General features: G+C 67.0%; 24 protein-coding genes. 15 read left to right on the forward strand and 9 right to left on the reverse strand.

The genetic code is table 11. The features are described 5' to 3' along the window. Positions 1 to 85: 85 nt before the first annotated feature. Positions 86 to 817 carry an aspartate/glutamate racemase family protein gene (locus ACQR0W_RS10880; protein WP_315712486.1) on the reverse strand — a complete coding sequence of 244 codons (732 nt, stop codon included), beginning with the start codon at positions 815 to 817 and terminating at the stop codon, positions 86 to 88. 161 nt (positions 818 to 978) lie between these two features. Here ACQR0W_RS10880 and ACQR0W_RS10885 point away from each other — a divergent pair, with 161 nt between their 5' ends. The 9 genes from ACQR0W_RS10885 to ACQR0W_RS10925 all read left to right on the forward strand — a co-directional run bounded on the left by ACQR0W_RS10885 (position 979) and on the right by ACQR0W_RS10925 (position 10,436). After that, positions 979 to 1,572 carry a hypothetical protein gene (locus tag ACQR0W_RS10885; RefSeq protein ID WP_315826769.1) on the forward strand — a complete coding sequence of 198 codons (594 nt, stop codon included), beginning with the start codon at positions 979 to 981 and terminating at the stop codon, positions 1,570 to 1,572. A 189-nt stretch (positions 1,573 to 1,761) separates the two neighbouring features. Continuing rightward, a complete protein-coding gene (locus tag ACQR0W_RS10890) occupies positions 1,762 to 2,349 on the forward strand; it encodes an NnrU family protein (RefSeq protein WP_315712484.1) in 588 nt (195 codons plus the stop codon). A 2-nt stretch (positions 2,350 to 2,351) separates the two neighbouring features. Beyond that, a complete protein-coding gene (gene panB, locus ACQR0W_RS10895; protein WP_315749907.1) occupies positions 2,352 to 3,176 on the forward strand; it encodes a 3-methyl-2-oxobutanoate hydroxymethyltransferase in 825 nt (274 codons plus the stop codon). A 167-nt stretch (positions 3,177 to 3,343) separates the two neighbouring features. Then, positions 3,344 to 4,936 carry a class I adenylate-forming enzyme family protein gene (locus ACQR0W_RS10900; protein ID WP_316235117.1) on the forward strand — a complete coding sequence of 531 codons (1,593 nt, stop codon included), beginning with the start codon at positions 3,344 to 3,346 and terminating at the stop codon, positions 4,934 to 4,936. A gap of 177 nt (positions 4,937 to 5,113) precedes the next feature. Further along, positions 5,114 to 5,767 (forward strand): tetratricopeptide repeat protein, encoded by a 654-nt coding sequence (locus ACQR0W_RS10905; protein WP_315749910.1) that lies wholly within the window; start codon positions 5,114 to 5,116, stop codon positions 5,765 to 5,767. 45 nt (positions 5,768 to 5,812) lie between these two features. Further along, entirely contained in the window at positions 5,813 to 6,343 is a 531-nt protein-coding gene (locus tag ACQR0W_RS10910) for a hypothetical protein (RefSeq protein ID WP_315749912.1), read from the forward strand. An 82-nt stretch (positions 6,344 to 6,425) separates the two neighbouring features. Next, the gene (gene der / locus ACQR0W_RS10915; protein WP_316186913.1) at positions 6,426 to 7,796 is read left to right on the forward strand and encodes a ribosome biogenesis GTPase Der; all 1,371 of its coding nucleotides are present in this window, start codon (positions 6,426 to 6,428) and stop codon (positions 7,794 to 7,796) included. Positions 7,797 to 7,825: 29 nt separating this feature from the next. Beyond that, entirely contained in the window at positions 7,826 to 9,079 is a 1,254-nt protein-coding gene (locus ACQR0W_RS10920) for a TCR/Tet family MFS transporter (RefSeq protein ID WP_316186914.1), read from the forward strand. 178 nt (positions 9,080 to 9,257) lie between these two features. Continuing rightward, entirely contained in the window at positions 9,258 to 10,436 is a 1,179-nt protein-coding gene (locus ACQR0W_RS10925; protein WP_316186956.1) for a PLP-dependent aminotransferase family protein, read from the forward strand. Positions 10,437 to 10,535: 99 nt separating this feature from the next. Here ACQR0W_RS10925 and ACQR0W_RS10930 read toward each other — a convergent pair whose 3' ends face one another. The 3 genes from ACQR0W_RS10930 to ACQR0W_RS10940 all read right to left on the reverse strand — a co-directional run bounded on the left by ACQR0W_RS10930 (position 10,536) and on the right by ACQR0W_RS10940 (position 13,786). After that, complete coding sequence (locus tag ACQR0W_RS10930) at positions 10,536 to 11,762, reverse strand: ABC transporter substrate-binding protein (RefSeq protein WP_315712474.1); 1,227 nt, start codon at positions 11,760 to 11,762, stop codon at positions 10,536 to 10,538. A gap of 144 nt (positions 11,763 to 11,906) precedes the next feature. Then, positions 11,907 to 13,046, reverse strand: coding sequence for a hypothetical protein (locus ACQR0W_RS10935; RefSeq protein WP_316225380.1), 1,140 nt, complete (start codon positions 13,044 to 13,046; stop codon positions 11,907 to 11,909). 101 nt (positions 13,047 to 13,147) lie between these two features. Further along, positions 13,148 to 13,786: a TetR/AcrR family transcriptional regulator gene (locus ACQR0W_RS10940; protein WP_316192656.1), complete on the reverse strand. Its 639-nt coding sequence runs from the start codon at positions 13,784 to 13,786 to the stop codon at positions 13,148 to 13,150. A 203-nt stretch (positions 13,787 to 13,989) separates the two neighbouring features. Between ACQR0W_RS10940 and ACQR0W_RS10945 the strand changes: the two genes are divergently transcribed. From ACQR0W_RS10945 to ACQR0W_RS10965, 5 genes are all read left to right on the forward strand, one after another. Further along, complete coding sequence (locus tag ACQR0W_RS10945; protein WP_316235114.1) at positions 13,990 to 14,865, forward strand: DUF3313 family protein; 876 nt, start codon at positions 13,990 to 13,992, stop codon at positions 14,863 to 14,865. Continuing rightward, entirely contained in the window at positions 14,862 to 16,103 is a 1,242-nt protein-coding gene (locus ACQR0W_RS10950) for a patatin-like phospholipase family protein (RefSeq protein ID WP_315749922.1), read from the forward strand. The genes ACQR0W_RS10945 and ACQR0W_RS10950 overlap by 4 nt, the downstream gene beginning before the upstream one ends. A gap of 23 nt (positions 16,104 to 16,126) precedes the next feature. Next, positions 16,127 to 16,423, forward strand: coding sequence for a hypothetical protein (locus tag ACQR0W_RS10955; protein ID WP_316186915.1), 297 nt, complete (start codon positions 16,127 to 16,129; stop codon positions 16,421 to 16,423). A 159-nt stretch (positions 16,424 to 16,582) separates the two neighbouring features. Then, complete coding sequence (locus ACQR0W_RS10960) at positions 16,583 to 17,476, forward strand: VOC family protein (protein WP_316164686.1); 894 nt, start codon at positions 16,583 to 16,585, stop codon at positions 17,474 to 17,476. A 25-nt stretch (positions 17,477 to 17,501) separates the two neighbouring features. After that, a complete protein-coding gene (locus ACQR0W_RS10965; protein WP_315712465.1) occupies positions 17,502 to 17,891 on the forward strand; it encodes a 4Fe-4S binding protein in 390 nt (129 codons plus the stop codon). Between the two features lie 42 nt (positions 17,892 to 17,933). Here ACQR0W_RS10965 and ACQR0W_RS10970 read toward each other — a convergent pair whose 3' ends face one another. From ACQR0W_RS10970 to ACQR0W_RS10990, 5 genes are all read right to left on the reverse strand, one after another. Further along, complete coding sequence (locus ACQR0W_RS10970) at positions 17,934 to 18,677, reverse strand: SDR family NAD(P)-dependent oxidoreductase (RefSeq protein WP_316164687.1); 744 nt, start codon at positions 18,675 to 18,677, stop codon at positions 17,934 to 17,936. A 282-nt stretch (positions 18,678 to 18,959) separates the two neighbouring features. Then, positions 18,960 to 20,492 carry an amidophosphoribosyltransferase gene (gene purF / locus ACQR0W_RS10975; protein ID WP_315712462.1) on the reverse strand — a complete coding sequence of 511 codons (1,533 nt, stop codon included), beginning with the start codon at positions 20,490 to 20,492 and terminating at the stop codon, positions 18,960 to 18,962. Positions 20,493 to 20,515: 23 nt separating this feature from the next. Beyond that, the gene (locus ACQR0W_RS10980; protein WP_315712460.1) at positions 20,516 to 21,142 is read right to left on the reverse strand and encodes a CvpA family protein; all 627 of its coding nucleotides are present in this window, start codon (positions 21,140 to 21,142) and stop codon (positions 20,516 to 20,518) included. Positions 21,143 to 21,316: 174 nt separating this feature from the next. After that, positions 21,317 to 22,807, reverse strand: coding sequence for a DNA repair protein RadA (radA, locus tag ACQR0W_RS10985; protein WP_316186916.1), 1,491 nt, complete (start codon positions 22,805 to 22,807; stop codon positions 21,317 to 21,319). Positions 22,808 to 22,826: 19 nt separating this feature from the next. Next, positions 22,827 to 23,552: a sulfite exporter TauE/SafE family protein gene (locus tag ACQR0W_RS10990; RefSeq protein ID WP_315712457.1), complete on the reverse strand. Its 726-nt coding sequence runs from the start codon at positions 23,550 to 23,552 to the stop codon at positions 22,827 to 22,829. A 270-nt stretch (positions 23,553 to 23,822) separates the two neighbouring features. On the opposite strand from ACQR0W_RS10990, the gene ACQR0W_RS10995 reads away from it, so the two are divergent. Next, positions 23,823 to 24,110 (forward strand): hypothetical protein, encoded by a 288-nt coding sequence (locus ACQR0W_RS10995; protein ID WP_409998620.1) that lies wholly within the window; start codon positions 23,823 to 23,825, stop codon positions 24,108 to 24,110. The last annotated feature ends 98 nt before the right edge of the window (positions 24,111 to 24,208 follow it).

The following is a 24,208-nucleotide window of genomic DNA, read 5'->3' on the forward strand; positions in this document are numbered from 1 at the left end:
GGGTTGATCCCAATGTGGCGCGTCGATGGTCGTTGCGGAACTCCCCAGGTGGGCAGGCTACGCTCATCCGGGCTACAGGTTGAAGTCAGAGCGTCGTCCGCGCCTTCGGCAGCGGGAAGGCGAGGTCGCCGTGCTTCGAGGTCTTCAGCCCCAGTCCGATCAGCGCCTCGGCGAAGCGCACCGCGGCGGCGACGCCGTCGATCACGGGAATTCCGAGCTCGGTGGAGAGGTCGTGCGCGAGATCGGCCATGCCGGCGCAGCCGAGCACGATGGCGCCGATACCGTCCTCGCGCAGCGCCGCCCGGCATTCGCCGAGCAGCGTGCCGCGGACATTGGCCTCGGGCTTGTCGAGGTCGAGCACGGCAACGTCGACGGCGCGCACCCTGCGGCAATGCTGCTCCATGCCGTAATTGCGCACGAGATGCTCGGCGATCACCTTGGTGCGCGACAGCGTCGTGACGATGCTGAAATGGGTGGCGACGAAGCTCGCCGCATGCATCGCAGCTTCGGCGATGCCGAGCACCGGCACAGCCGACAATTCGCGCGCGGCGAGCAGGCCGGGATCACCGAAGCAGGCGATCACATGGGCGTGGCAACCTTCCGCGTCTCCGGCCTCGACCTCCTTGAGCATGCCGACCGCGGCAATCGCCTCGTCGTAATGGCCCTCGATCGAGGCGGCGCCGAACCGCGCGGTGCGGCCGACGATCCGCGTCGACGGGCTTGCGCTGGCCTGGGCCGCCTTGGCGATCAATTCGGTCATCGTCGCCGTCATGTTCGGGTTGATGACGTTGATCACGGTCTCGCTGTGGCGGCTCATCGTCGCGTCCGTCTGCTGTCGCATCCTGCCGTGTTCTAGCCGAGTTCCGCTGTTACGGTCGAGAGCCGTTCGCGGCGCGGAACGCGCAGACGTGAACGGGATTGAGCTTGCGAATTCTGCGATCGGATCCAGCTTGGAGTCCATCCCAGCCCGAGAGTCCCATGCTCCGTGTCGTCGTGCTCCTCCTGCTGATGGTGGCCGCTCCGGTCGCCGCCGACGCGCGCCGCCAGCAGATCAATCCGGTGCCGTTCGCGCACACGCCGTGCAGCGTGCTCGACGAGCAGCCGTGCACGCCGTCGTTCTGCAGCGTCTTCGGGCCGTGGCCGTGTATTCCCGAGATGAACTATCCCTATGGCCAGAACCTGCAACTCACGATCGAGAGCCGGCCCGCCAGGGATCAGGAAGCCAAATATCAGAAGCCGGATCACGATCTCGACACGATCGGCGATCTGTTCTCAGCGCTGCGCGCGTGCTGGACGCCGCCGCCGGAGGACAGCGCCCGCGCCGGGATGCAGATGACGGTGCGCTTCAGCTTCAAGCGGACCGGCGAGATGATCGCGCCGCCACGCGTGACCTTCACGACATCAGGCGCCCCGGCCGACACGCGCGCGACCTATCTGAAGACGATCAATGCCTCGCTCGACGGCTGCCTGCCGCTGAAGTTCACAAAAGGACTCGGCGGTGCGCTCGCCGGCCGGCCGATCGCGATCCGCTATGTCGAGAATCGCGATCTGAAGAACACGTCGGAACGGTGATGGCGTCGTCCGCTGTGCTCCATCTCCCGACCGCATAGCCCGTCATGCCACTTCGGCTTTTCGAGCCGGCCCGGAACGACGGCGAGCGGGCGGGAGTGCCTGACGTTGAAATGCGCCACGTTGCGAGGCGGCCCCCGGAAATGATACCGATGCCCACGCACAGGTCGCGTGCAAGCGAAGGGGGACGCCGTGGGACTTCTGGTGATGGTGGTGGGGCTGGTGCTGTTTCTCGGCGCCCATGTGTTCACGACCCGGCGCGAGGCGCGCGCGAAGGTCATCGCGCGGCTGGGCGAGGGCACGTATAAGCTCGTCTATACTGTCGTGGCCCTTGCCGGCCTCGCCCTGATCGTCTGGGGTTTTGCCGCGTACCGCCACGACGGCGGCTGGATCCAGGTCTGGACGCCGCCGAAGGCGCTCAAGCACATCAATCTCGCCTTGATGCTGCCGGCGGTGATCATGATCGTCGCCGCCTACATCCGCGGCCGCATCTACACCGTGCTGAAGCATCCGATGCTGGCCGGCGTGAAGCTGTGGGCGTTCGGGCATCTGCTCGCCAATGGCGATCTCGGCGGCATCATCCTGTTCGGCTCGATCCTGGCATGGGCGGTGTTCGACCGCATCTCGCTGAAGCGCCGCGCCGACGCCGGCGGCCCGCCGATCCCGGTCGGCGGCGTTGGCAATGACGTGATCGCGGTGGTGGTCGGCATCGTCGTCTATCTCGCGCTGGCCTTCGCGTTCCATCCTGTCGTGCTCGGCATTCCCGTCATCGGGGGGTAGCGATGTCGGTGCAATCGACCGTCCGCCGCAAGACGGCTCCCGAGATCCGCGCCCGCAAGGGCGGCGAGCCGATCGTGATGCTGACGTCCTACCACGCCCATACCGCGGCGCTGGTGGATCGCCATTGCGATGTGATCCTGGTCGGCGATTCCCTCGGGAATGTGATGCACGGCTTCGAGACCACCGTGCCGGTGACCCTGGAGATGATGATCCTGCAGGGCTGCGCCGTGATGCGCGGCTCGCGCCAGGCGCTGGTGGTGGTCGACATGCCGTTCGGCTGCTACGAGGCCACGAAGGAGCAGGCGTTTCATGCGGCGGTGCGGATCCTCAAGGAGACGCAATGCGGAGCGGTCAAGCTCGAGGGCGGGGCGCGGATGGCCGAGACGGTCGCCTTCCTCAGCGAGCGCGGCATCCCGGTGATGGGCCATGTCGGCCTGACGCCGCAATCGATCAACACGCTCGGCTCGTTCCGGGCGCAGGGCCGCGACGAGGCGGATTGGGCCGCGATCGAGAACGACGCTGCGGCGATCGCACAGGCCGGCGCGTTCTCGGTGGTGATCGAGGCCGTGGCCGAGCCGCTGGCGCGCAAGATCACGCAGCAGATCGCGATCCCCACCATCGGCATCGGCGCCAGCGCCGCCTGCGACGGTCAGGTGCTGGTTTTGGAGGACATGCTCGGCCTGTCGCCGCGGGCTCCGAAATTCGTCCGTCGCTACGGCAATCTCGGTCCGGCGATCGACGAGGCGATCGAACGCTACGCGGCCGACGTGCGTACCCGTGCGTTTCCGGCGGCGGAACATGTTTACGGAATGAAGTCAAAGACCTGACGGGCGCCTCTCGCTTGATCGGCCCGTTGGCGTCGTGGTGCGCGCGGCGTCACGGGATGAATCTCCGGCGCTGGCGGAGATAGCCAAGCGCGTCATCCCTTGGTTATGTTTCAGGCTGGTCCGCATCGCGGCGAACAACGACAAGAAGCCAAGCTCGGGGAAACTCCATGGACTGGTCGACCTATGTAACGCCGCCGATGCGGCGCGAAGCCCGTTTCGGCGATCGCGTGGTTCCGTTGTTCACGGAGCGGCCCGCGAACATCTGGGCCATGGTCGAAGAAGCGGTGGAGCGCAACGGCGACGGCGAGGCGCTGGTCTGCGGGGCCGTGCGGCTATCGTGGCGCGAGGTCGCCGCGACCGCCGCGCGGATCGCCGGCGGGCTGCAGGCGAGGGGCCTGCGCAAGGCCGACCGGCTGGCGCTGCTGCTCGGCAACCGCATCGAATTCGTGCTCACGCTGTTTGCCGCAGCCAAGCTCGGGCTGATCACGGTGCTGCTGTCGACGCGGCAGCAGACGCCGGAAATCGCCTATGTGCTGAAGGATTGCGGCGCCCGGCTGCTGCTGCACGAGGCTGCGTTGGCGGACCGGTTGCCGGCCGCTGCGGAAACGCCGGAGCTGGCGGGGCGCATTGCCGTCGACGGTCGTCCGGCGCGGTCGGATTTTGCAGCGCTGGCCGATCATGCCGCGCACGAAAATCACGTCGAGGTGGCCGAAGAGGACACCGCGATGATCCTCTACACCTCCGGAACCACCGGCCGGCCGAAAGGCGCGATGCTCGCCCATTGCAACATCATCCACTCCTCGACGGTCTACGAGGCCTGCCTGGGGCTCACGCGGACCGACCGCTCGATCGCCGCCGTGCCGCTCGGCCATGTCACCGGCGTCGTCGCCAACATCACCAGCATGGCGCGCTGCGCCGGCACCTTGATCATCATGCCGGAGTTCAAGGCCGGCGAATATCTGAAGCTCGCCGCGCGCGAGCGCGTGACCTACACGGTCATGGTCCCCGCGATGTACAATCTCTGCCTGTTGCAGCGCGACTTCGACAGTCATGATCTCTCATGCTGGCGGATCGGCGGCTTCGGCGGCGCGCCGATGCCGGTCGCCACCATCGAGCGGCTGGCCGCCAAGATCCCTGGCCTCCGGCTGGTCAACGCCTATGGCTCGACTGAGACCACCTCGCCGGCGACGTTGATGCCCTCGGATCTGACCGCGCGCCATATCGACAGCGTCGGGCTGCCGTGTCCGGGCGCCAGCATCCTGGTGATGGACGGGCAGGGGCGGGAGCTGCCGCGCGGTGAGATCGGCGAGATCTGGATCGGCGGCGGCCAGGTCATCAAGGGCTACTGGAACAATCCCAAGGCCACCGGCGAGAGCTTCACCGCCGGCTATTGGCATTCCGGCGACCTCGGCTCCGTCGATGCCGACAATTTCGTCCGGGTGTTCGACCGGCAGAAGGACATGATCAACCGCGGCGGGCTGAAGATCTACTCGGCCGAGGTCGAATCGGTGCTGGCGAGCCACCCGGCGGTGGTCGAGAGCGCGATCATCGCCCGGCCATGTCCGGTGCTCGGCGAGCGCGTGCATGCGGTGGTCGTGACCCGCGAGCCGATGAGCGCCGAAGCGCTGCGCAGCTGGTGTGCCGAGCGGGTCTCGGATTACAAGGTTCCGGAAACCCTGACCGTGACCGCGGACCCCCTGCCGCGCAACGCCAACGGCAAGGTGATGAAACGGCAGTTGCGCGAAGCCTTGACGGCGTGATAGCCGCGTTCGGACCCTGTGGCAGAACCGGGGAGTAACGCCTTGATTCGGCTGGACTCGCCTTGCCACCGCCATGCCGATGCGGTATCGGCGCCGGCGCGCGGGCAACGGGCCGCTCGCGCGGCACTTCAAACGCATGCGCGCGCGCTCGCAGCGAACCTGACGGGATGTCCTTAGGTGTCTGAATTTATTGATGAAGTAGATGAGGAGGTCCGTCGGGAACAGCTCAAGAAGCTGTGGGACCGCTACTCGATCTTTATCATCGCCCTTGCCGTGCTGATCATCGCCGGCGTCGGCGGCTGGCGCGGCTACCAGTATCTCGAAGGCCAGAAGGCGGCCGAGGCGGGCTCAGCCTTCAACAAGGCCCTCGAACTCTCCGAGCAGAACAAGCATGCCGATGCGGAGAAGGCCTTTGCCGATGTCGCGGCCAGGGCCCCATCGGGATACCGCATGCTGGCCCGCTTCCACCAGGCTGCCGAGGCCGCCATGCGCGACAAGGCGGCTGCCGTGAAGATCTACGACGAGCTTGCTGCGGACCGCAGCATCGGGGCCGAGCCGCAGTCGATGGCGCGGCTGCGCGCGGCAGGCCTGCTGGCCGATACGGCGCCTTACGCCGACCTCAGGCAGCGCCTCGAAGGCGAAACGGCGCCTGGCGCGCCGTTCCGCCACGCCGCCCGCGAATTGCTGGCGCTGTCGGCGTGGAAGGCCAACGATGCCGCGGCGGCCCGTCAATGGCTCGACATGATTGCGCTGGATGGTGAGACCCCGCCGGGCCTGCGCTCGCGCGCCGAAGCGCTGCAGGCGCTATTGCCTGCAGTCGCCAAGAGCTGATCGCGAACCTCGCGACGGCGAACCGAGTTGATTGGAACGACGATCATGCGCCGCCCCCAACGTGTCATTGCCCTCACGGTCCTCGTTGCGCTTTCCGGCGTGCTGGGCGGCTGCGCGAGCGGGGGAAGTTTCGACCCCTCGGACATGCTCGACTTCCTGGACACCAAGAAGAAGCTGCCGGGTGACCGCAAGCCGGTGTTCCCGGAGGGCGTGCCGGGTCTCGAGCAGGGCGTGCCGAAGGAACTCTACAAGGGTGCCCAGCAGCAGCCGGTGACCGACCCAGGCGCTCAGGCGGCTACGCCGCCGGCGCCTCCGGTGGAGGAGCCCAAGGGTAAAAAGGGCCGGCGGCAGGCGGCCGTGAGCAACCCGACGACGGCCGATCCGCAGGATGGCGAGGCTGCCGCGGTCGAGGAGGGCGCTGCCGCCGTTCCGCCGGCACCGAAGCCCAAGAAGATCGTGCGCCGCCGCACCACGGCACCACCGCCGGATGATGCTGCCCCGGCGCAGCAGCCGGCGGCCCAGCGATCCGGCGGCGGCTTCCCGGCGCCGATGCCGAGCGGCTCCTTCAGCCGTTAATCTCACCTGCGAATCGGCGGATCGCCCGTTCGGTTTTGCGGCCGAATGCGCTAAAGCTGCGCGCTCACGCGCACGGATCATCATGCCCTTCACCATCGCCATCATCGGCCGGCCCAACGTCGGCAAGTCGACCCTGTTCAACCGTCTGGTCGGGCAGAAGCTGGCGCTCGTCGACGACATGCCGGGCGTCACGCGCGACCGCCGCGAGGGCGAAGCGAAGCTGTTCGATCTCAACTTCACGATCATCGACACCGCCGGCCTCGACGAGGGGCCGAAGGGCTCGCTGACCGCGCGCATGCAGGAGCAGACGGAAACCGCGATCGCGCTCGCCGACGCGCTGTTCTTCGTCATCGATGCCCGCATCGGCCTGACGCCCGCCGACCGCGCCTTCGCCGATTTCGCCCGCCGCGCGGACAAGCCGGTGCTGCTGCTCGCCAACAAGAGCGAGGGCAAGCATGGCGAGCTCGGCGCCATGGAGTCGTATGCGCTGGGTCTCGGTGATCCCATCCAGATCTCGGCCGAGCACGGCGAGGGCATGGGCGAGCTCTATGACGCCGTCAGCAAGCTCGTGCCGCCCACGGACGATGAGGAGGACGAGCACGAGGAGACCGACGAGGAGCGCGCCAACAGGCCGATCCGGGTCGCGATCGTCGGCCGTCCCAACGCCGGCAAGTCGACCCTGATCAACCATCTGCTCGGCGAGGAGCGGCTGCTCACGAGTCCCGAGGCCGGGACGACGCGCGATTCGATCGCGGTCGAAATCGAGTGGAAGGGCCGCGGCTTCCGCATCTTCGACACCGCAGGTCTGCGCCGGCGCTCGCGCATCGAGGAGAAGCTGGAGAAGCTGTCGGTGGCGGACGCGCTGCGCGCGGTGCGCTTCGCCGAGGTGGTCGTGCTGATGATGGATGCGCAGAACCGCTTCGAGGAGCAGGATCTGCGCATCGCCGACCTGATCGAGCGCGAGGGGCGTGCCCTGGTCATCGCCGTCAACAAATGGGACCTGATGGACGGCAACCCCGGCCAGATCTCGATGCTCCGCCGCGATGCCGACCACTGGCTGCCGCAGGTCGCGGGCGCGCCGATCGTGGCGGTGTCGGGCCTGATGGGCGAGGGCATCGACCGGCTGATGCAGGCGATCGTCCAAGCCTACGCGGTCTGGAACCGGCGCGTGCCGACCGCGGCGCTGAACCGCTGGTTCGAGGGGGCGATCGCCGACAATCCGCCGCCGGCGGTGTCGGGCCGCCGGCTCAAGCTGAACTACATCACCCAAACCAAGGCGCGGCCGCCGAGTTTCGTGCTGTTCTGCTCGCGCGCCGACGCGATCCCGCAATCCTACTTGCGCTATCTCACCAACTCGATGCGCGAGACCTTCGAGCTGCCCGGCACGCCGGTGCGCATCACTCTGCGCGAGAAGGCCAATCCGTTCGCGCACAAGCGCAAGCGGCCGAACTGATCAGTTGCAGTAGCGGAAGCGGTCCGGCCATGGAAGCAAGTCCGCCGAGCGTCGCGACTGAAAATGCGCCGGCCCCGCGCCGCGGCGCGGTCGCCTTCATCTTCGTCACCATCCTGCTCGACATGCTAGCGCTCGGGCTGATCATGCCGATCCTGCCGAAGCTGATCGAGAGCTTCGTCGGCAACGACACCGCGCAGGCGGCCCGCATCTTCGGCCTGTTCGGCACCGCCTGGGCGCTGATGCAGTTCGTGTTCTCGCCGGTGCTCGGCAGCCTGTCCGATCGCTTCGGCCGACGGCCGGTGATCCTGCTGTCGAACTTCGGCCTCGCCGCCGACTACGTGCTGATGGCGCTGGCGCCGTCGCTCGCCTGGCTGTTCGTTGGGCGCCTGGTCTCCGGCGTCACCTCGGCCAGCATCTCCACCGCCTTTGCCTACATCGCCGATCTGACGCCGCCGGATCGGCGGGCCGCGATCTTCGGCCGCATCGGCGCAGCGTTCGGTGCGGGGTTCGTGCTCGGTCCCGCCACCGGCGGACTGTTGGGTGACATCGATCCGCGGCTGCCGTTCTGGGCGGCTGCGGGGCTCAGCTTCGCCAACGCGCTCTATGGCTTCCTGGTGCTGCCGGAGTCGCTGAAGCCGGAACGGCGCAGTCCATTCCGGTGGCGGACGGCGAACCCGCTCGGTGCGCTGCGGTTGCTGGCATCGGACCGCATCCTGGCGGGGCTGTCGACCGTGAACTTCATCACCCAGCTTGCCCATGTCGTGCTGCCGTCGACCTTCGTGCTGTATGCGACCTACCGCTACGGCTGGGACACCCGCACCGTCGGCCTCACATTGGCGATGGTCGGCGTCTGCGCGATGATCGTGCAGGGCGGCGCGGTCGGGCTGATCGTCCGCCTGTTCGGCGAGCGCGGCGCGTTGATGCTCGGTCTGTCGGCGGGCATGGTCGGCTTCTTCATTTTCGGTGTGGCGCCGACGGGACCGCTGAGCTGGATCGGCATCCCCGTGATGGCGCTATGGGGCGTGTCGGGCGCGGCCATGCAGGCTTTGATGACCCGCCTCGTCCCACCGGACAAGCAGGGCCAGCTACAGGGCGCGACGTCGAGCGTGCAGAGCGTGGCCCAGCTCGCGGGTCCCTTCCTGTTCACGCTGACCTTTGCCTATTTCATCGGAACGGCCGCGCCGGCGCATCTACCCGGCGCGCCGTTCCTGCTGGCGTCGGCGTTGCTGATCGTCGCTCTCCTGATTGCGGTGCGGACGCTGTCCTCGGCAAAGAACAGCTAGACTAGCGCGCCGGCCTGAAGGTTCTCATCCGCTGACCCCACCGATGAAGCTCTCGCGCTCTCGCGGGACGGGGATTGCACATACTTCAAAATAGGTCAATAATGCTGACATAAATATCCGGATCAGGGGAGGAATATCGGTGAGCTGGAAGCCCGTCTACGCGCGCCGCGCGGATCGCATGAAGGCATCGGAGATCCGCGAGCTGCTCAAGGTGCTGGAGCGGCCCGGCATGATTTCGTTCGCCGGCGGCATCCCCGATCCCGCGCTGTTTCCTGCAGCAGCGGCGGCGCAGGTCTATGCCGATGCGCTGGCATCGCCCAATGTGGCTTCCGCTGCTCTGCAATATGCCGTCAGCGAGGGCTACGGTCCGCTTCGCCAGTGGATCGCCGAGCACATGACCGCTCAGGGCATAGCGGCCTCGCCAGACAACATCCTCGTCACCGCGGGATCGCAACAGGCGCTCGATTTTCTCGGCAAGCTGCTGCTCACGCCCGCGGATACGGCGCTCGTCACCGTTCCCACCTATCTTGGCGCGCTGCAGGCCTTTTCGGCCTACGAGCCGCGTTACGATTCGATCGGTCCACGCGCTGCGAACCGCACCCCGGCCTCCTACGCGGACGAAGCCGCGAAAGAAGCTGCGGGGGCGCGCGTGAAGTTCGTCTATGTCGTGCCGGACTTTGCCAATCCGACCGGTGAGACGCTGTCGCGTTCGGCGCGCGCCGATGTCCTGGATCTCGCCGGCGAGCTGGACGTGCCGGTGTTGGAGGACAGCGCCTATTCTGCCTTGCGTTTCGACGGCGACGAGATGCCGTCGCTGCAGTCGTTGGACGTCCGTCGCCGCGGCTCGCTCGATGCTTCCCGCGTCATCCATCTCGGAACGTTCTCGAAGACGGTCGCGCCGGGCCTGCGCATCGGCTGGATTTGTGCATCGCGCGCCATCATCAGCCGTCTCGTCCTCATCAAGCAGGCGAGCGACCTCAACGTGTCAGCGATCAATCAGATCGTGATGCACAGGCTCGTGAAAGACGGAGGGCATGCCGGGCTGATTGCACGGGCGCGCGCGCATTATCGGCTCAAGCGCGATGCGATGCTGAGGGCACTCGAGGCACAGATGCCGTCAGAAGCGAGGTGGACGCGGCCCGACGGCGGGTTCTTCGTCTGGCTCACCTTGCCGGACGGCGTGTCCGGTGCCGCCTTGCTCGACCGGGCCATGAATCAGGCCCAGGTGGCGTTCGTTCCCGGGGCAGCCTTCTTCCACGACGGCAGCGGCGCCAACACGATCCGCCTGTCCTATTCGCTGCCCGAGGAGGCCGTGATCGAGGAAGGCATCGGCCGCCTCGCGAGCCTGTTGCGCTGACGATGACGTGATTCGGCGCAGCGAATGTCGCATCGTCTGCGCAGCGGCACTGGCGGGACGCGATGCTAATCCACCGCATCCCGCATCGGAGCTATCGGCTTACTTCTTCACCAGCGGACAGTCGCTGGCCTCGAGCGGCTTGGCGGCATCCTCAGGCGCGATCTTGGCGATCAGCTTGTAGTAGTCCCACGGGTATTTGGACTCTTCGGGCTTCTTGACCTCGAACAGATAGGCCGGGATCAGGCGGCGTCCGTCGGCGCGCAGCGGGCCCTTGCCGAACAGCGGATCGTCGGTCGGGATCTCCTTCATCTTGGCCACGACCTTGGCACCGTCATGCGGATTGCCGCCGAGCGCTTCCAGCGTCTTGAGGTAATGCAGCGTGCCGGCGTAGTTGCCCGCCACCGTCATCGACGGCATCGTGCCCTTCGGCGACAGCTTCTGGAAACGCTTGGACCATTCGCGGGTCTGGTCGTTCAGATCCCAGTAGAACGACTCGGTGAAGGTCAGGCCCTGCGCCACCTTCAGCCCCAGCGCATGCACGTCGTTGACGAACAGCAGGAGTGCGGCGAGCTTCTGGCCGCCCTGGACGATGCCGAATTCCGAGGCCTGCTTGATCGAGTTGGTGGTGTCGCCGCCGGCATTGGCAAGCCCGATGACCTTTGCCTTCGACGACTGCGCCTGCAGCAGGAAGGACGAGAAGTCGGCGGTGTTGAGCGGGTGCTTCACCGAGCCCAGCACCTTGCCGCCGCTGCTGGTCACCACGGCCGAGGTGTCGCGCTCCAGCGCGTGACCGAAGGCATAGTCGGCGGTCAGGAAGAACCAGGTGTCGCCGCCGGCCTTGGTCAGCGCCTTGCCGGTGCCGTTCGCGAGCATGTAGGTGTCGTAGGTGAAGGAGATGGTGTTTGCGTTGCACGCTTTGCCAGTCAGGTCCGCCGTGGCGGCACCGGAGTTCAACAGGATCGAGTTCTTTTCCTTGACCAGGTTGGAGACGGCCAGCGCCACGCCCGAGTTCGGCGTGTCCATGATCACGTCCACCTTCTGCGTGTCGATCCACTGCCGGCCGATATTGACGCCGACGTCGGGCTTGTTCTGGTGGTCGCCGCTGATGACCTCGATGGTCCAGCCCTTGGCCTTCAGGCCGGAATCCTCGACCGCCATGTTGACGGCCGCGACCGAGTTGGGACCGCCGATGTCGGCGTAGAGGCTGGACATGTCGTTGAGCACGCCGATCTTGACGACCTTGTCGTCGGCGAAGGCGGAGCCGGCAAAGCTGAGCGTGGTGGCGGCAAGCAGCGCAGCCATCCGCCGCGCATGAGACGTCGTCATCAAAGTCCTCCCTGGTATCGTGTCACGGCGGGGCTTCTTGGGCGCCCTTTGCCGTCGGATTCCCTGGATAGCCGGTCTTGTCAGTTGCGGCAATGCGCCAAAAGGCGCGAGACGCGCCCAAGGTTTGTGCGTTTCGCTTGAGCGTTAACGCAGGGCGTCCGAGGTCAGCCGGAATTTCTGGATGCGCTTACCGGTGTCGACCTCGGCGGTATAAACGTTGCCCTGCCGGTCGACAGCCATCGCGTGCACCCAATGGAATTGGCCGGCATTGCGGCCATTGTGGCCGAAGCCGCCAACCACGCTGCCGTCATCCCGCCTGATGATGCGGATCTCATTGTTCTCGCCATCGGCAGACAGCAGGTAGGTCTGCTTCGGATCCGGCCAGATCGCGATGTCCCACACCGCGCCATTGCCGAGCGTGTTCTTTTCGAAGAACCATTCGGTCACGAATGTCCCGTCCTTCCTGAACACCTGGATGCGGTCGTTGATGCGGTCGCAGACATAGACGAGACCATCGTCGGCGATCTTCACGCAGTGCACGGGATTGCCGAACTGCTGGGCGACCGGTGCCTTGGGATCATACGGTGGCTGCCTGGCATCGTCAGGGACATGGCCATAGGCGCCCCAATGCCGCTTGTAGGCGAGGGTGGTGGCATCGAACACGATGACGCGGCGGTTGCCGTAGCCGTCGGCGACGTAGATCTCGTTCGCCTCCTTGTCGATCGCTGTCTCCGCGGGCTTGCCGAGCTGGGTGGTGTCGTTGGAGCCCTTGCTCGGCGCCATCGTTCCGATCTGAGCGACGAACTTGCCATCGAGCGTGAACTTCAGGATGGCGTTGTCATTGTCGGCATTGCCGCCGATCCAGACGAAGCCGCGTTCGTCGACCTCGATGCCATGCTCGCGGCCGACCCATTCATAGCCCGGGCCCGGGCCGCCCCAGGCGCGCAAGAGATTGCCGTCGGTATCGAATTCGAGCACCGGGGGCGCCGGCATGCAGCATTTCGATCGCGGCGGATTGAGCGTGGCGCCTTTCTCGTCGTCGGTCAGCGAGCGCGGCCGGTGAATGACCCAGATGTGGCCCTGGTGATCAACCGTGATGCCGCCGACCTGGCCGAGGATCCAGTTGTTGGGGAGCTGCTTCGGCCAGGACGGCTCGACGGCGAACGCGGGCACCTCTGCTGCGGCGCTGGTGCTGCGAGAGAAGAGGACGTTGCCGGCCGCAACGGCGAACAGCAGAATGACCAGGGCAGGCCTTGTCGCGCGTCCGCGTCGTGCTCGCGTCATGCCGTCCTCCCCGATATGTGCTGCGGTCATCCGCTTATGAACGCAGTCAATCGCGGGCATGGCGGAGTGTCAATCGCGCGGGGGGACGCCGATCGGCAGGCTCAGACCGGCGCCTGCTCCACCGCTTCCTTTTTCGGCGGCGTCCGCAACGTGGGCGGCCGCAGAAAGCGCGTCAGCATGAGCCGCAGATGCTCACTGCTCTTCTTGATGTCGACGTTCGGATTGCGGATCGGCAGCGCGCGTGCGCCGTCGACGATCACGAACAGGATGTTCGCGGTCGCCTCCGGATCGAGGCCGGGATCGACCTCGCCGCGGTCCTGTGCCTTGGTGAGGAAGTCGACCAGCAGCGCCCGCATCGCGCGCGCATGGGCGTGGACGATGGCTGCAAAGTCGGCATTGCGGCAGGCCTCAGCCAAAGCCTCGGCGCTGAGGACCTGGGCCTGCGGCTGGTGAATGCTGGTGCTCTCGAGCTCCTGCACCAGGGCGTCGATCACGTCGGGCGAGGCCAGGATTGCCTGGAGGCGCGATGCAGCGTGGCTCAGATTCTGCTCGACCAGCGCCTGGATCATCGCCTCCTTGCTGGGGAAGTAATGGTAGAGGTGGCCCGGGCTGATCTTGGCGGCGGCGCAGATGTCGGTGGTGCTGGCGCCGTGAAATCCGTTCCTGACGAAGCACGACAGGGCGGCCTGGAGAATCTCCCGGCGCTTCTGCTCGTGCTTGACCGGATCGACCTTTCTCATCGCGTGTCCTGCCGGGCCAACTCTCGCCACATTCGTCGTTTCCGCCAACTGCTTGTAATATAAAATAATATTTCTCGCCGCTCTAATCTAGAGAATTTGATCTAGTTTAGTTCGACAAGCGCTACGGCTTGTGAGACTTAATTAGAGTGAGTTGTCTATCAATGGGTCTGGCCGTTTCGATGCGTCTCGCTCCGCTGAAGTCGATGAGCCTGGTTTCCCTCGCGCTGGCAACGGCCGGCTGCGCCACCGCCCCGCTCGAGCGGGCCGGCTCGCTCAAGAACTACGATCATCTCGCCGACGCCAACGGCCTGGTGACGCGCGCGCAGATCAAGGCCAACAAGAAGGAGCTGCTCGAGGCCAAGACGATCCGGATCGAGCCGACCGCGTTTCCGCCGCGTCCCGACATCGCCCTCGACGAGAGCGAGCGCAAGCTGGTGGCCAACGTCATCAGCCGGGAAATGTGCCTGCGGCTCAGCGAGCGATTCCAGATCGTCGGACCCCGTGAGGAGGCCGATCTGACGGTCAAGGCGACCGTCACCCATGCCACGGCGACCAACGCGACCGCCTCGGCCGCCTCGCAGGCGGCGTCCATCGCCAAGAGCGTCGCGCTGCCGGGCGTCCCGGTGCCGGTGCCGCGGCTGCCGGTCGGGCTTGGCACGCTGTCCGTCGAGGCCGAGGCGCGCGACTTCGCCGGGTTCCAGAAGGCCGCAATGGTGTGGGCGCGCGGCGCCAACTCGGTCTCGACTGCCCGCATGGCCAATGACGGCGACGCCTACGACCTCGCTTCCGAGTTCGGCGCCGACTTCGCGAAGCTGGTGTCGACCGGCGAGTCGCCGTTCGGAGGCGTCCCGTCGCTGACCTCGCTGCCTTCGGTGTCGAGCGTGCCGGCCAAGCTCGGCGCCGCTCCCAAATATGCCGCATGTGAGCAGTACGGACGTTTCCCCGGTCTGAAGGGCTTCGTCGGTGCCGGTCTGGGTCTGCCGCCGGGCTGGACCGACAAGGGCGCCGAGGAAGCCAGGCCGGACGCGCCGCAGCCGTCGCCGGAGATCGCAAGCGTGGAGCAGCAAGCGTCGCGATGAAGTCCGCCGCCTCCTTCCGCGTGCTTGTCCCGCGTGTCCTGCTCGCGTGCGCCGCGTCGCTGCTGCTGGCGGCCTGCGCAGCCGTCATGCCGCGCAACGCGTTGCCGGAGGCGGCGGCTGTCAGCGCCGACCCGGTCGGCTTCCGCAACGTCCGCTACTGGGGTGACGAGCCGGCGCCGCGCTTTGCCGAGGCCGCGATGTCACGCGCGTCGGCCGAACTCCCGATCTCGCGTCCGCTGAATTTCCTCGCGATCTCCGGTGGCGCCGAGAACGGCGCGTTCGGCGCCGGGCTGCTGGCCGGCTGGGGCGAGGCCGGCAACCGGCCGTCGTTCGACATGGTGACGGGCGTCAGCTCCGGCGCGCTGATCGCGCCGTTCGTCTTCCTGGGGCGCGAGCACGATGACAAGCTGCGCGAGATCTTCACCGCCTATGAGCGCAAGGACATCTTCACGGTCAACATTCCCGGCCTGCTGCAGGGCTCGGCGCTGGCCGACAACACGCCGCTGTCGCGGCTGATCGAGAAGTATGTTGATCGCGAGTTCCTGCGCGACGTCGCGCGCGAGAGCAGCAAGGGCCGGGTGCTTCTGGTCGGCACCACCAATCTCGATGCGCAGCGCCCGGTGTTGTGGGACATGGGCCGCATCGCCGCCGCCGATACGCCCGAGGCGATCGCGCTGTTCCGTCAGGTGCTGCTGGCCTCGGCCACCGTACCCGGCGCGTTCGCGCCGGTTCGCATCAAGGTGCGGATCGGCGACAAGGACTATGACGAGCTGCATGTCGACGGCGGCGTCACCCGGCAGGTCTTCATCGGTCCGTCGGTGCTGCGTCTCGTCTCCGGTCGCGGCCCGCGCCGGAGCGTGAGCGGCGCGCATCTCTACGTCATCCGCAACGCCCGCATCGATCCGCAATGGGACAGCGTCGGTGCCGACGTGCTCTCGGTGACGCAGCGCTCGCTCTCCACCCTGATCAAGAACCAGGGCATCGGCGACATCTACCGCATCTACTCGGTGGCGAAGTTCAACGGCATCGACTTCAACCTCGCCAGCGTGCCGGCCGATTTCCAGGCCAAGGCCGATGGGCCGTTCGACCGCAGCTACATGACCGCGCTGTTCGATCGCGGCCACGACATGGGCCGCCGCGGCTATCCCTGGGTGAAGAGCCTGCCGGGCCTGCAAGCCAACGAGCACGGCATCACCGCGCAGATCCCGGCGCGCACGATGGCGGCTGCCGCGCGATGATCTGGCGAAGCTGCAGGTCTGTCGTGAGCTCCGCTGCGCGCGCCGCGCTGCTGATACCATTGCTGCTCGGCGGCTGCGCGACGTCGTCCACGCCGCCGCCCGACGCCACCACGCAGTTCCACAACACCTACAACTATCTCCCCGTCAACGACGTGCCGCATGACGACCAGCGTCCGGTGTTGTCGGTCGAGCAGCAGGAGAAGCTGCGTAAGGAGCTGATGGCGGTGCGCGATCGCCAGGCGCCGGCTGTGGCGAAGGCGGCTGCGGGCAAGTCGGCAGCCGCCAAACCCGCCGCGGCAGATCCTGCCGGACAGAGATAGGCGCCGGCCGCGGGCGGAGCGGCGCTGTCCGGCCCGGATCATTCACCCCGGAGAATGCGAGCCTCAACGGGGCGCCCGGCGATCAGGACGCGTCGGCCGTCTAACGTGGCCCCGCCGCATCGGGCGCGGCCGCAACGACGGACCAATCGGAGATCGCACATGGACCATCTGACCTTGCCGCGAACCGGCGCATCCAGCGAGATCGCGACCTTCGGGCCGGTGCATCTGGAGGTCACGCATCTCGAGCGCGCGATCGATTTCTGGTGCGAGACCGCAGGTCTGCGCCTGTGCAAGCGCAACGGCGCGGCCGAGCTCGGCACGGCGGGCGAGACGCTCGTGGTGCTGCATCCCGGTGCGAAACGCCCGGCGCTGCGCGGCTTCTCCGGCCTCTATCATATCGCCATCCATGTGCCCGACCAGGCGGAATTCTCGCGGATGCTGCGCCGGCTGATCGCCAGCCGCACGCCGATCTCGCCGGTCGATCACGTGATGTCCAAGGCGATCTATCTCAACGATCCTGACGGGCTCGGCATCGAGTTCACGCTGGAGACGCCGGAGCGGTTCGGCGGCTACGGCACGTTCGAGACCGATTTCACCGTGTTCGATGCCGAAGGCCGGCCCTGCAGTGGCAGGAGCCCGCTCGACGTGCGCCATGAGCTGGCGCAGGCGAAAGGACCGCCGCTGTCGGCGCCGCTCGCCGACGCCGCGCGGATCGGCCATCTGCATCTGCACGTCCCGCGCATCGAGGCTGCGCGCACGTTCTACACGCGGCTTGGCTTCCTGCCCGGCGCATTCGCGCCACAGCTGGGGTTTGCCGATCTCGGCGCCGGCGGCGCCTACACCCACCGTATCGCATTGAACGTCTGGCAGGGGATCGATGCGCCGCCAGCACCCGCAGGCGTGGCGCGGCTGCGCGGCTTCTCGATCCGCTTCGACACCCGCGCGCGCCTCGACGCCGCGCTGCGCGGCTGTGACGAGGTGATCGTGCGGGGCGATCAGTACGTGCTGCGCGATCCCGCCGGCACCGCGCTGATGCTGACCGCCGAAGCCTGATTCATCCGCCCATGGAGCCGACAGCGTGACCGACCAGACCGAGCCGACACCACCGCTCTCGAAGCGCACCAAGGCTGCCAAGGTGCGCAAGGCCGCGCAGCATCCGAAACGTCCGGGCGCCGGCTGCAAGGCCGAGCCGGGCAGCTTCGTGCCGGTCGTCGACCGCAACCGATGCGAGGCCAAGGGCGACTGCGTCGAGGTGTGCCCCTACAACGTGTTCGACGTTGCGCCGATCAGCGGCGACGATTTCCGCGCGCTGTCCTTCCTCGGCAGGATGCGCGTGCGCTTTCACGGCATGAAGACGGCCTACACGCCGAAGAGCTATCTCTGCCTTGCCTGCGGCCTGTGCGTGGTGGCTTGCCCGGAGCGCGCCATCGATCTCGTGGAGGTCGCGGCGGGTGACAGCGCGACGTAGGAGTGGAGCCTGCGACCGCCCTGGTGCCGTCGACGCGATAGTCTACGCCGGTGGCTGAAAGCTCTTCAGCGCGCGGGTCTTGTACTCGTAGAGCTTGCCGGTCTCGGTCCACGACGGCAGGCACATCGGCACGATCAATTCGGCGACCTGCTCGGGCGTCTCGAGCGTCATCGGGTCTTCACCTGGGAACACCGTGGCGCGCATGCGGGTGCGGATCGGGCCCGGGCTGAACAGGTTGACGCGCAGCGGCGTGCGCTCGGTCTCGTGCGCCCATACCCGAGCCAGGGTCTCCAGCGCCGCCTTGGTGACGGCGTAGGGGCCGAGATAGGCCTGCGCCTTGTGAGCGGCGCCTGAGGTGAGGAACACCGCGCGGCCGGCGTCGGAGGCCTTCAGCAGCGGCTCCATGCAGCGGATCAGCTGGAAGTTGGCGGTGAGGTTGACCGCGACGACGTCGTTCCACGGCTTGAGGTCGATATGGCCGAGCGGTGAGGAGGGGCCGGGCACGGCGGCATTGCCGACGAGGATGTCGAGCTTGCCATGGCGCTCATGCAGCGCGGCGCCGAGCCGGGCGATGCCGTCGCTGTCGGTCATGCTGAGCGGCACCAGGGTGGCGCCGCTGCCGGTCTCTTTCCGGATCTCGTCGTCGAGTTCCTCCAGCCCGCCCTGGGTGCGGGCGACGGCGACGACATGCGCACCGGCGCGCGCGAGCGCGCGGGCGGTCGCATGGCCGATGCCGCGCGAGGCGCCGGTGACGAGGGCAATACGATTGGCGAGGGGAAGGGTCATCACGATCATCTCTCAGCCGTCGTCCCGGCGAACGCCGGGATCCATATTCCGCGGCGGTTATGATGGAGTTGGGTGGCTGTGGCTAGTCCTGCCCGACAAACGACGGCCGGTGGTCAGGGCCTCCGGCATGTGCCGGGACGACGGCCGATCGAACGCCGTCATTCCGGGGCGAGGCCGTTAGGCCTCGAACCCGGAATCTAGAGGTCAGGCGCACAAAACAATTTCGAGATTCCGGGTTCGATGCTGCGCATCGCCCCGGAATGACGGTGTGGGGAGAGAGCCTCAGCTCGCCTCGGCCAGGAGCGACAACTGCTGCTGGGTCGGCTCGACCAGCGACTGGTCGGTGAGGTGGGTCGGATAGCTGCCGGTGAAGCAGTGGTCGGCGTATTTCGGCGCGGCGGGGTCGCGGGCCGGCTCGCCCATGGCGCGGTACATGCCGTCGATCGACAGGAACGCCAGCGAGTCGGCGCCGATCAGCTCGCGCATCTCCTCGAGCGAATGCGTCGCCGCCAAGAGGCCGCCACGGTCCGGCAGGTCGATGCCGTAATAGTCGGGGTAGAGGATCGGCGGCGAGGCGAGGCGGAAATGCACCTCTGTGGCGCCGGCGTCGCGCATCATGCGCACGATCTTGCGCGAGGTGGTACCGCGCACCAGCGAGTCGTCGATCAGGATGATGCGCTTGCCTTCGATCGCGGCGCGGTTGGCCGAGTGCTTCATGCGCACGCCGGATTCGCGGATCGCCTGCGTCGGCTGGATGAAGGTGCGGCCGACATAGTGATTGCGGATGATGCCGAGCTCGAACGGCACGCCCGAATGCTGGCTGTAGCCGATCGCCGCCGGCACGCCGGAATCGGGCACCGGCACGACGACGTCGACGTCGGGATGGCTCTCGCGCGCGAGCTGCGCGCCGAATGCCTTGCGGACCTCGTAGACCGAGCGGCCGCCGACCACTGAGTCGGGCCGGGCGAAGTAGATGTATTCGAACACGCAGGGACGCGCCGGCTTCGGCGGGAACGGCTTGTGGCTGTGGGCGCCGTTTTCATCGAAGATCACGACCTCGCCCGGCTCGATGTCGCGGATGTAGCGCGCGCCGATCATGTCGAGCGCGCAGGTCTCCGAGGCCAGGATCGGGCAGCCCTCGAGCTCGCCATACACCAGCGGGCGGATGCCGAGGGGATCGCGGGCGCCGATCAGCTTCTTGTTGGTCATGCAGACCAGCGAGTAGGCGCCTTCGAGCGCGCGCAGCGCCTCGATGAAGCGGTCGATGAAATTGGTGCGGCGGGAATGCGCGACCAGATGCAGGATCACCTCGGTGTCGGTGGTCGACTGCATGATGGCGCCGGCGCGCACCAGCTCGCGGCGGAGCGTGAGCCCGTTGGTGAGGTTGCCGTTGTGGCCGACAGCGAAGCCGCCGGCATTGAGCTCGGCGAACAGCGGCTGCACGTTGCGCAGGATCGTGGCGCCGGTGGTCGCGTAGCGCACGTGACCGATCGCGGCATTGCCGGGCAGGCGCTCGATCACCTCGCGGCGGGAGAAGGTGTCGCCGACGAGGCCGAGGCGGCGCTCGCTGTGGAAGCGCGTGCCGTCATAGGAGACGATGCCGGCGGCTTCCTGGCCGCGATGCTGGAGCGCGTGGAGGCCGAGCGCGGTGATCGCGGCGGCATCATTGTGCCCATAAATGCCGAACACGCCGCACTCTTCGCGCAGCGTGTCTCCGTCAAGGTCTGGGTCTCTGAGGTAGGCTTGAGGTCCGAAGTCCAGATCCGCGTGAGTATCCGCTTGGGCTTCGCCGGAAGAATCGTGGTGCAGGTCCATCGCGCCTCTCTTCTGGGCTGAGCTCACTTGGCCGCGGGTTTCTCGATCAGCTTCTTCAAGCTGTCGCGGGCAGGCTTGCTATACCCATCGCCGCCCGCTCCGGGCGACTCGGTGTCAGTCTGGTCGTCGTCCGGCTTGTTCTTCTTGAATTTCTTTAAAATGGTGTTCTCAGGATCATCAGGCAAGAGCGACATCAGCCAATCCCCGGTTCCCTGCAGGACCACGCGGGATTTGGCACCGGTGACCCAGTCCGGGCGCTGCTTGTCCGGCACCAGCCAGCTGAAGAACAGGAAGGCGACGACCACGATCAGCAGGCCGCGGCCCAGTCCGAACAGGAATCCGAGGGTGCGGTCGAGCGCGCCGATGCGCGAATCGAGAATCATGTCGGAGATTTTGACCGTGATCACCGAGACGATCAGCAGGGTGCCCACGAAAGTACCGGCGACGACGACCACGCTCGCGACGGTATCGTTGTTGAAATAGGTCTTGGCGGTCGGCAGCAGCTTGGAGAATGAATAAAGCGTGACCAGGGCGGCCGCGCCCCAGGCCGCGATCGACAGCACCTCGCGCATGAAGCCCCGGACCATCGCGAGCAGCCCCGACACCAGCATCACGCCGAGCAGGATGAGATCGAGGATCGTTATCGGCATCGGCTGCTCAGGTCCGCTTCACAGGTCCAAGGTTCGCTTCGAATCGACGGAGGACCGCCCCTCCGGGAGGAGGACAGCGAGGTTCCCCGGCAAGTCCGGACGGCTGCACGATCCCGTGTGGGCGACCGGTTGCGGCGTTGTATAGCGGCGAGTCACGCGAACGTCACGGTCCGGCTAGCCGTCCTGGCGGCGGAATCTCGCTGGTGTGGCATTTTTTTCGGCATGGCTGGGGCCGCGGCGGCCCTGGTCGCCGTCTTCGCGGCTGCTGTCGTGTCGGGCACGAGGCGTGCCGCGCGCGGCGATGTCGGCCACCAGGCTGGTCAATCCGCCGACGGTATTGAGGCTGAGCCCGGCGTCGCCGCCAGCCTCGCCGCGGGCGCGCTCCGGCAGTACCACGCGGCCGAAGCCGAGCTTGGCAGCCTCCTTCAGCCGAGCCGAGGTCTGCGCCACCGGTCGGACCGCGCCCGACAGCGAGATTTCGCCGAAATAGACCGCATCGGGCGGCAGCGGAGCGTTGACCAGCGAGGAGACCAGAGCTGCGGCCGCGGCGAGATCCGCCGCAGGCTCGTTGATGCGCAGGCCGCCGGCAACGTTGAGATAGACGTCGTGGCCCGACAGCTTGACGCCGCAATGCGCCTCCAGCACGGCCAGCACCATCGACAGCCGGCTCGGATCCCAGCCGACCACGGCGCGGCGCGGCGTGCCGAGCGAGGTCGGCGCCACCAGGGCCTGGATTTCGACCAGCACGGGGCGCGTGCCCTCGATCCCGGCAAAGACCGCCGTGCCGGGGCTGCCGAGATCGCGCTCGGACAGGAACAGCTCGGAGGGGTTGGTGACCTCGCGCAGACCCAATCCGGTCATTTCGAACACGCCGATCTCGTCGGTCGGGCCGAACCGGTTTTTCACCGCGCGCAGGATGCGGAACTGCTGCGAGCCTTCGCCTTCGAACGACAAGACGGCATCGACCATGTGCTCGACGACGCGGGGACCCGCGATCTGGCCGTCCTTGGTGACGTGGCCGACCAGGATGATCGCGGCGCCGGATTTCTTGGCGAACCTGATCAGCTTCTGCGCCGAGGCGCGCACCTGGGTCACCGTGCCCGGCGCCGATTCGACGGTGTCGGTCCACATCGTCTGGATCGAATCGATCACGATCAGCCGTGGCACCGTGCCTTCGGACAGGGTCGAGATGATGTCCTCGACCGAGGTCTCGGCCGCCAGTTGCACCGGCGCATCCGCGAGCCCGAGCCGCTCGGCGCGCAGCCGCACCTGGGCGACGGCTTCCTCGCCCGAGATGTAGACCGCGCGATGGCCGGCGCGCGCCAGCATCGAGGTCGCCTGGGTCAGCAACGTCGATTTGCCGATGCCGGGATCGCCGCCGACCAAGAGCACCGAGCCGCGGACGAAGCCGCCGCCGGTGACGCGGTCGAGCTCGGTCATGCCCGACGACAGCCGCGGCGCGTCGATGGTCTTGCCGGTCAGCGATTCCAACTGGAAGGTGCGGCCCTTGCGCTTGGAGCGCAGCGAGACCGGCGCGGAGGTCGCGCCCGTCGTGTCTTCCTCGGCCAGCGTGTTCCACTCGCCGCAGGCCTCGCACTTGCCCTGCCAGCGCGAATAGGCCGCGCCGCAGTTCTGGCAGACGAAGGAGAGCGTGGTCTTGGCCATGAGGTGAGAATCGGTGCGGTCAGGAGTGGGTGGCGTTCCATAACATACTTAGGCCCGCGGCCAGCATGATGCCATCCATCACCACGCGGAACACATCGGGCTTCATGTGCAGCACGAAGCGCTTGGCGACGAAGGCGCCAGCCATCAGCGAGCCGCCGGCGATCAGGCCCTTGAGAAGAATGTCCGGCGTTAGCGCGCCGAAGCGCTGGAAGGTGATGGATTTCGAGACATAGAGCCCGAGCGAGCTCGCGGCCTCAGTGGCGAGGAAGGCGCCTTTCGACAGGCCATAGAACAGGAACAGCGGCACGCTCAGCGGTCCGGTCGAGACCACGATGCCGGTGAGGAAACCGATGATCGCGCCGCCGAGCGCGAGATGCCAGAGGTTGGCCTTGAGGTCGTGCCGCGTCAGCCAATGCCGTACCGGCACCATCGCCATCAGGAACAGCCCGATCGTGATATCGACCGCCTGCGACGGCAGGATCAGCAAGGTGCGCGCACCGAGTGCGGCGGCCGGAATGCCGGTGACCGAATAGGCCGCGCAGGCGCGCCAGTCGACCTCGCGCCACCACGCCAGGATGCGCGACAGGTTCGCCATGACCGCAGCGACCGCCATGATCGGCACGGCCTCCTTCGGGCCGTACTCGTAGGCCAGCACCGGCATCAGCATGATCGACGAGCCGGTGCCGACGATGCCGGACAAGGTGCCGGCCACGAGGCCGACCGCGAGGACGAAGAGGAAGCCCAAGATTTTCGCGCCTTCGTGATGGCGGGCAAGATCTCTCTCCCGTCATTGCGAGCGAAGCGAAGCAATCCAGAGTCGCGCGCATGACTCTGGATTGCTTCGTCGCTTTGCTCCTCGCAATGACGGATGAGAGAAGCAGGGCCCAGGTGGTTAACGGGTGGTTCGAGCCGACTCGAAATCGGCGATGATTGTGCGTCCGCATCATTAAAAGTTGAAGCGTATTCCTCGCACGTCCGCCGATGTTCTCGGACGATGACGATGAGCAAAACGCCAATGTCCTTGCAGATGCGGCCGTCCATGACGGCAACCGCCGAGGCGGAGTTCCCCTGGTTCGCGGCCGCGATGCTGGCCATGGAAGCCGGCGAGGTCATCCGGCTCCGGCTGGAAAAGTTCGCGCGCGGCGAAGCCGATGCGGGCGAGGAGGCGGAGTTGATGGTCAGCGAAAAGCTCGCCGCAGCCCTGGAGGCGACGGCGAAGCTGATGGCCGGCGCCAGCCCGGCGGCGGTCGTCGATCTCTATCGGGATTATGTCGCGGCCAACGCCGAGCGGCTGTCGGCGTAAGCCCCGCGCAGTCCGATTGCGTTGGACTGCGGATGTCGAGCAACCGTGCGCGGACGATCTGGTCGAAACGCCGCCGACTGGGCGGTTTCATGCGTTCA

Origin of the sequence: Bradyrhizobium sp. HKCCYLRH1034 (genome assembly GCF_051168375.1) — a bacterium.
Taxonomy (GTDB): Bacteria; Pseudomonadota; Alphaproteobacteria; order Rhizobiales; family Xanthobacteraceae; genus Bradyrhizobium.

What these genes read in the sequence shown, in the direction of transcription:
- der (WP_316186913.1), top strand. Translation starts at nt 6,426, where the DNA reads ATGCCCTTCACCATCGCCATCATCGGCCGGCCCAACGTCGGCAAGTCG.
- ACQR0W_RS10930 (WP_315712474.1), bottom strand. Translation starts at nt 11,762, where the DNA reads ATGACGACGTCTCATGCGCGGCGGATGGCTGCGCTGCTTGCCGCCACC.
- ACQR0W_RS10980 (WP_315712460.1), bottom strand. Translation starts at nt 21,142, where the DNA reads ATGCCGATAACGATCCTCGATCTCATCCTGCTCGGCGTGATGCTGGTG.
- ACQR0W_RS10885 (WP_315826769.1), top strand. Translation starts at nt 979, where the DNA reads ATGCTCCGTGTCGTCGTGCTCCTCCTGCTGATGGTGGCCGCTCCGGTC.
- ACQR0W_RS10910 (WP_315749912.1), top strand. Translation starts at nt 5,813, where the DNA reads ATGCGCCGCCCCCAACGTGTCATTGCCCTCACGGTCCTCGTTGCGCTT.
- ACQR0W_RS10900 (WP_316235117.1), top strand. Translation starts at nt 3,344, where the DNA reads ATGGACTGGTCGACCTATGTAACGCCGCCGATGCGGCGCGAAGCCCGT.
- ACQR0W_RS10940 (WP_316192656.1), bottom strand. Translation starts at nt 13,786, where the DNA reads ATGAGAAAGGTCGATCCGGTCAAGCACGAGCAGAAGCGCCGGGAGATT.
- purF (WP_315712462.1), bottom strand. Translation starts at nt 20,492, where the DNA reads ATGGACCTGCACCACGATTCTTCCGGCGAAGCCCAAGCGGATACTCAC.
- ACQR0W_RS10950 (WP_315749922.1), top strand. Translation starts at nt 14,862, where the DNA reads ATGAAGTCCGCCGCCTCCTTCCGCGTGCTTGTCCCGCGTGTCCTGCTC.
- panB (WP_315749907.1), top strand. Translation starts at nt 2,352, where the DNA reads ATGTCGGTGCAATCGACCGTCCGCCGCAAGACGGCTCCCGAGATCCGC.
- ACQR0W_RS10945 (WP_316235114.1), top strand. Translation starts at nt 13,990, where the DNA reads ATGAGCCTGGTTTCCCTCGCGCTGGCAACGGCCGGCTGCGCCACCGCC.
- ACQR0W_RS10995 (WP_409998620.1), top strand. Translation starts at nt 23,823, where the DNA reads ATGTCCTTGCAGATGCGGCCGTCCATGACGGCAACCGCCGAGGCGGAG.
- ACQR0W_RS10970 (WP_316164687.1), bottom strand. Translation starts at nt 18,677, where the DNA reads ATGACCCTTCCCCTCGCCAATCGTATTGCCCTCGTCACCGGCGCCTCG.
- ACQR0W_RS10920 (WP_316186914.1), top strand. Translation starts at nt 7,826, where the DNA reads ATGGAAGCAAGTCCGCCGAGCGTCGCGACTGAAAATGCGCCGGCCCCG.
- ACQR0W_RS10935 (WP_316225380.1), bottom strand. Translation starts at nt 13,046, where the DNA reads ATGACGCGAGCACGACGCGGACGCGCGACAAGGCCTGCCCTGGTCATT.
- ACQR0W_RS10960 (WP_316164686.1), top strand. Translation starts at nt 16,583, where the DNA reads ATGGACCATCTGACCTTGCCGCGAACCGGCGCATCCAGCGAGATCGCG.
- ACQR0W_RS10880 (WP_315712486.1), bottom strand. Translation starts at nt 817, where the DNA reads ATGAGCCGCCACAGCGAGACCGTGATCAACGTCATCAACCCGAACATG.
- radA (WP_316186916.1), bottom strand. Translation starts at nt 22,807, where the DNA reads ATGGCCAAGACCACGCTCTCCTTCGTCTGCCAGAACTGCGGCGCGGCC.
- ACQR0W_RS10925 (WP_316186956.1), top strand. Translation starts at nt 9,258, where the DNA reads ATGAAGGCATCGGAGATCCGCGAGCTGCTCAAGGTGCTGGAGCGGCCC.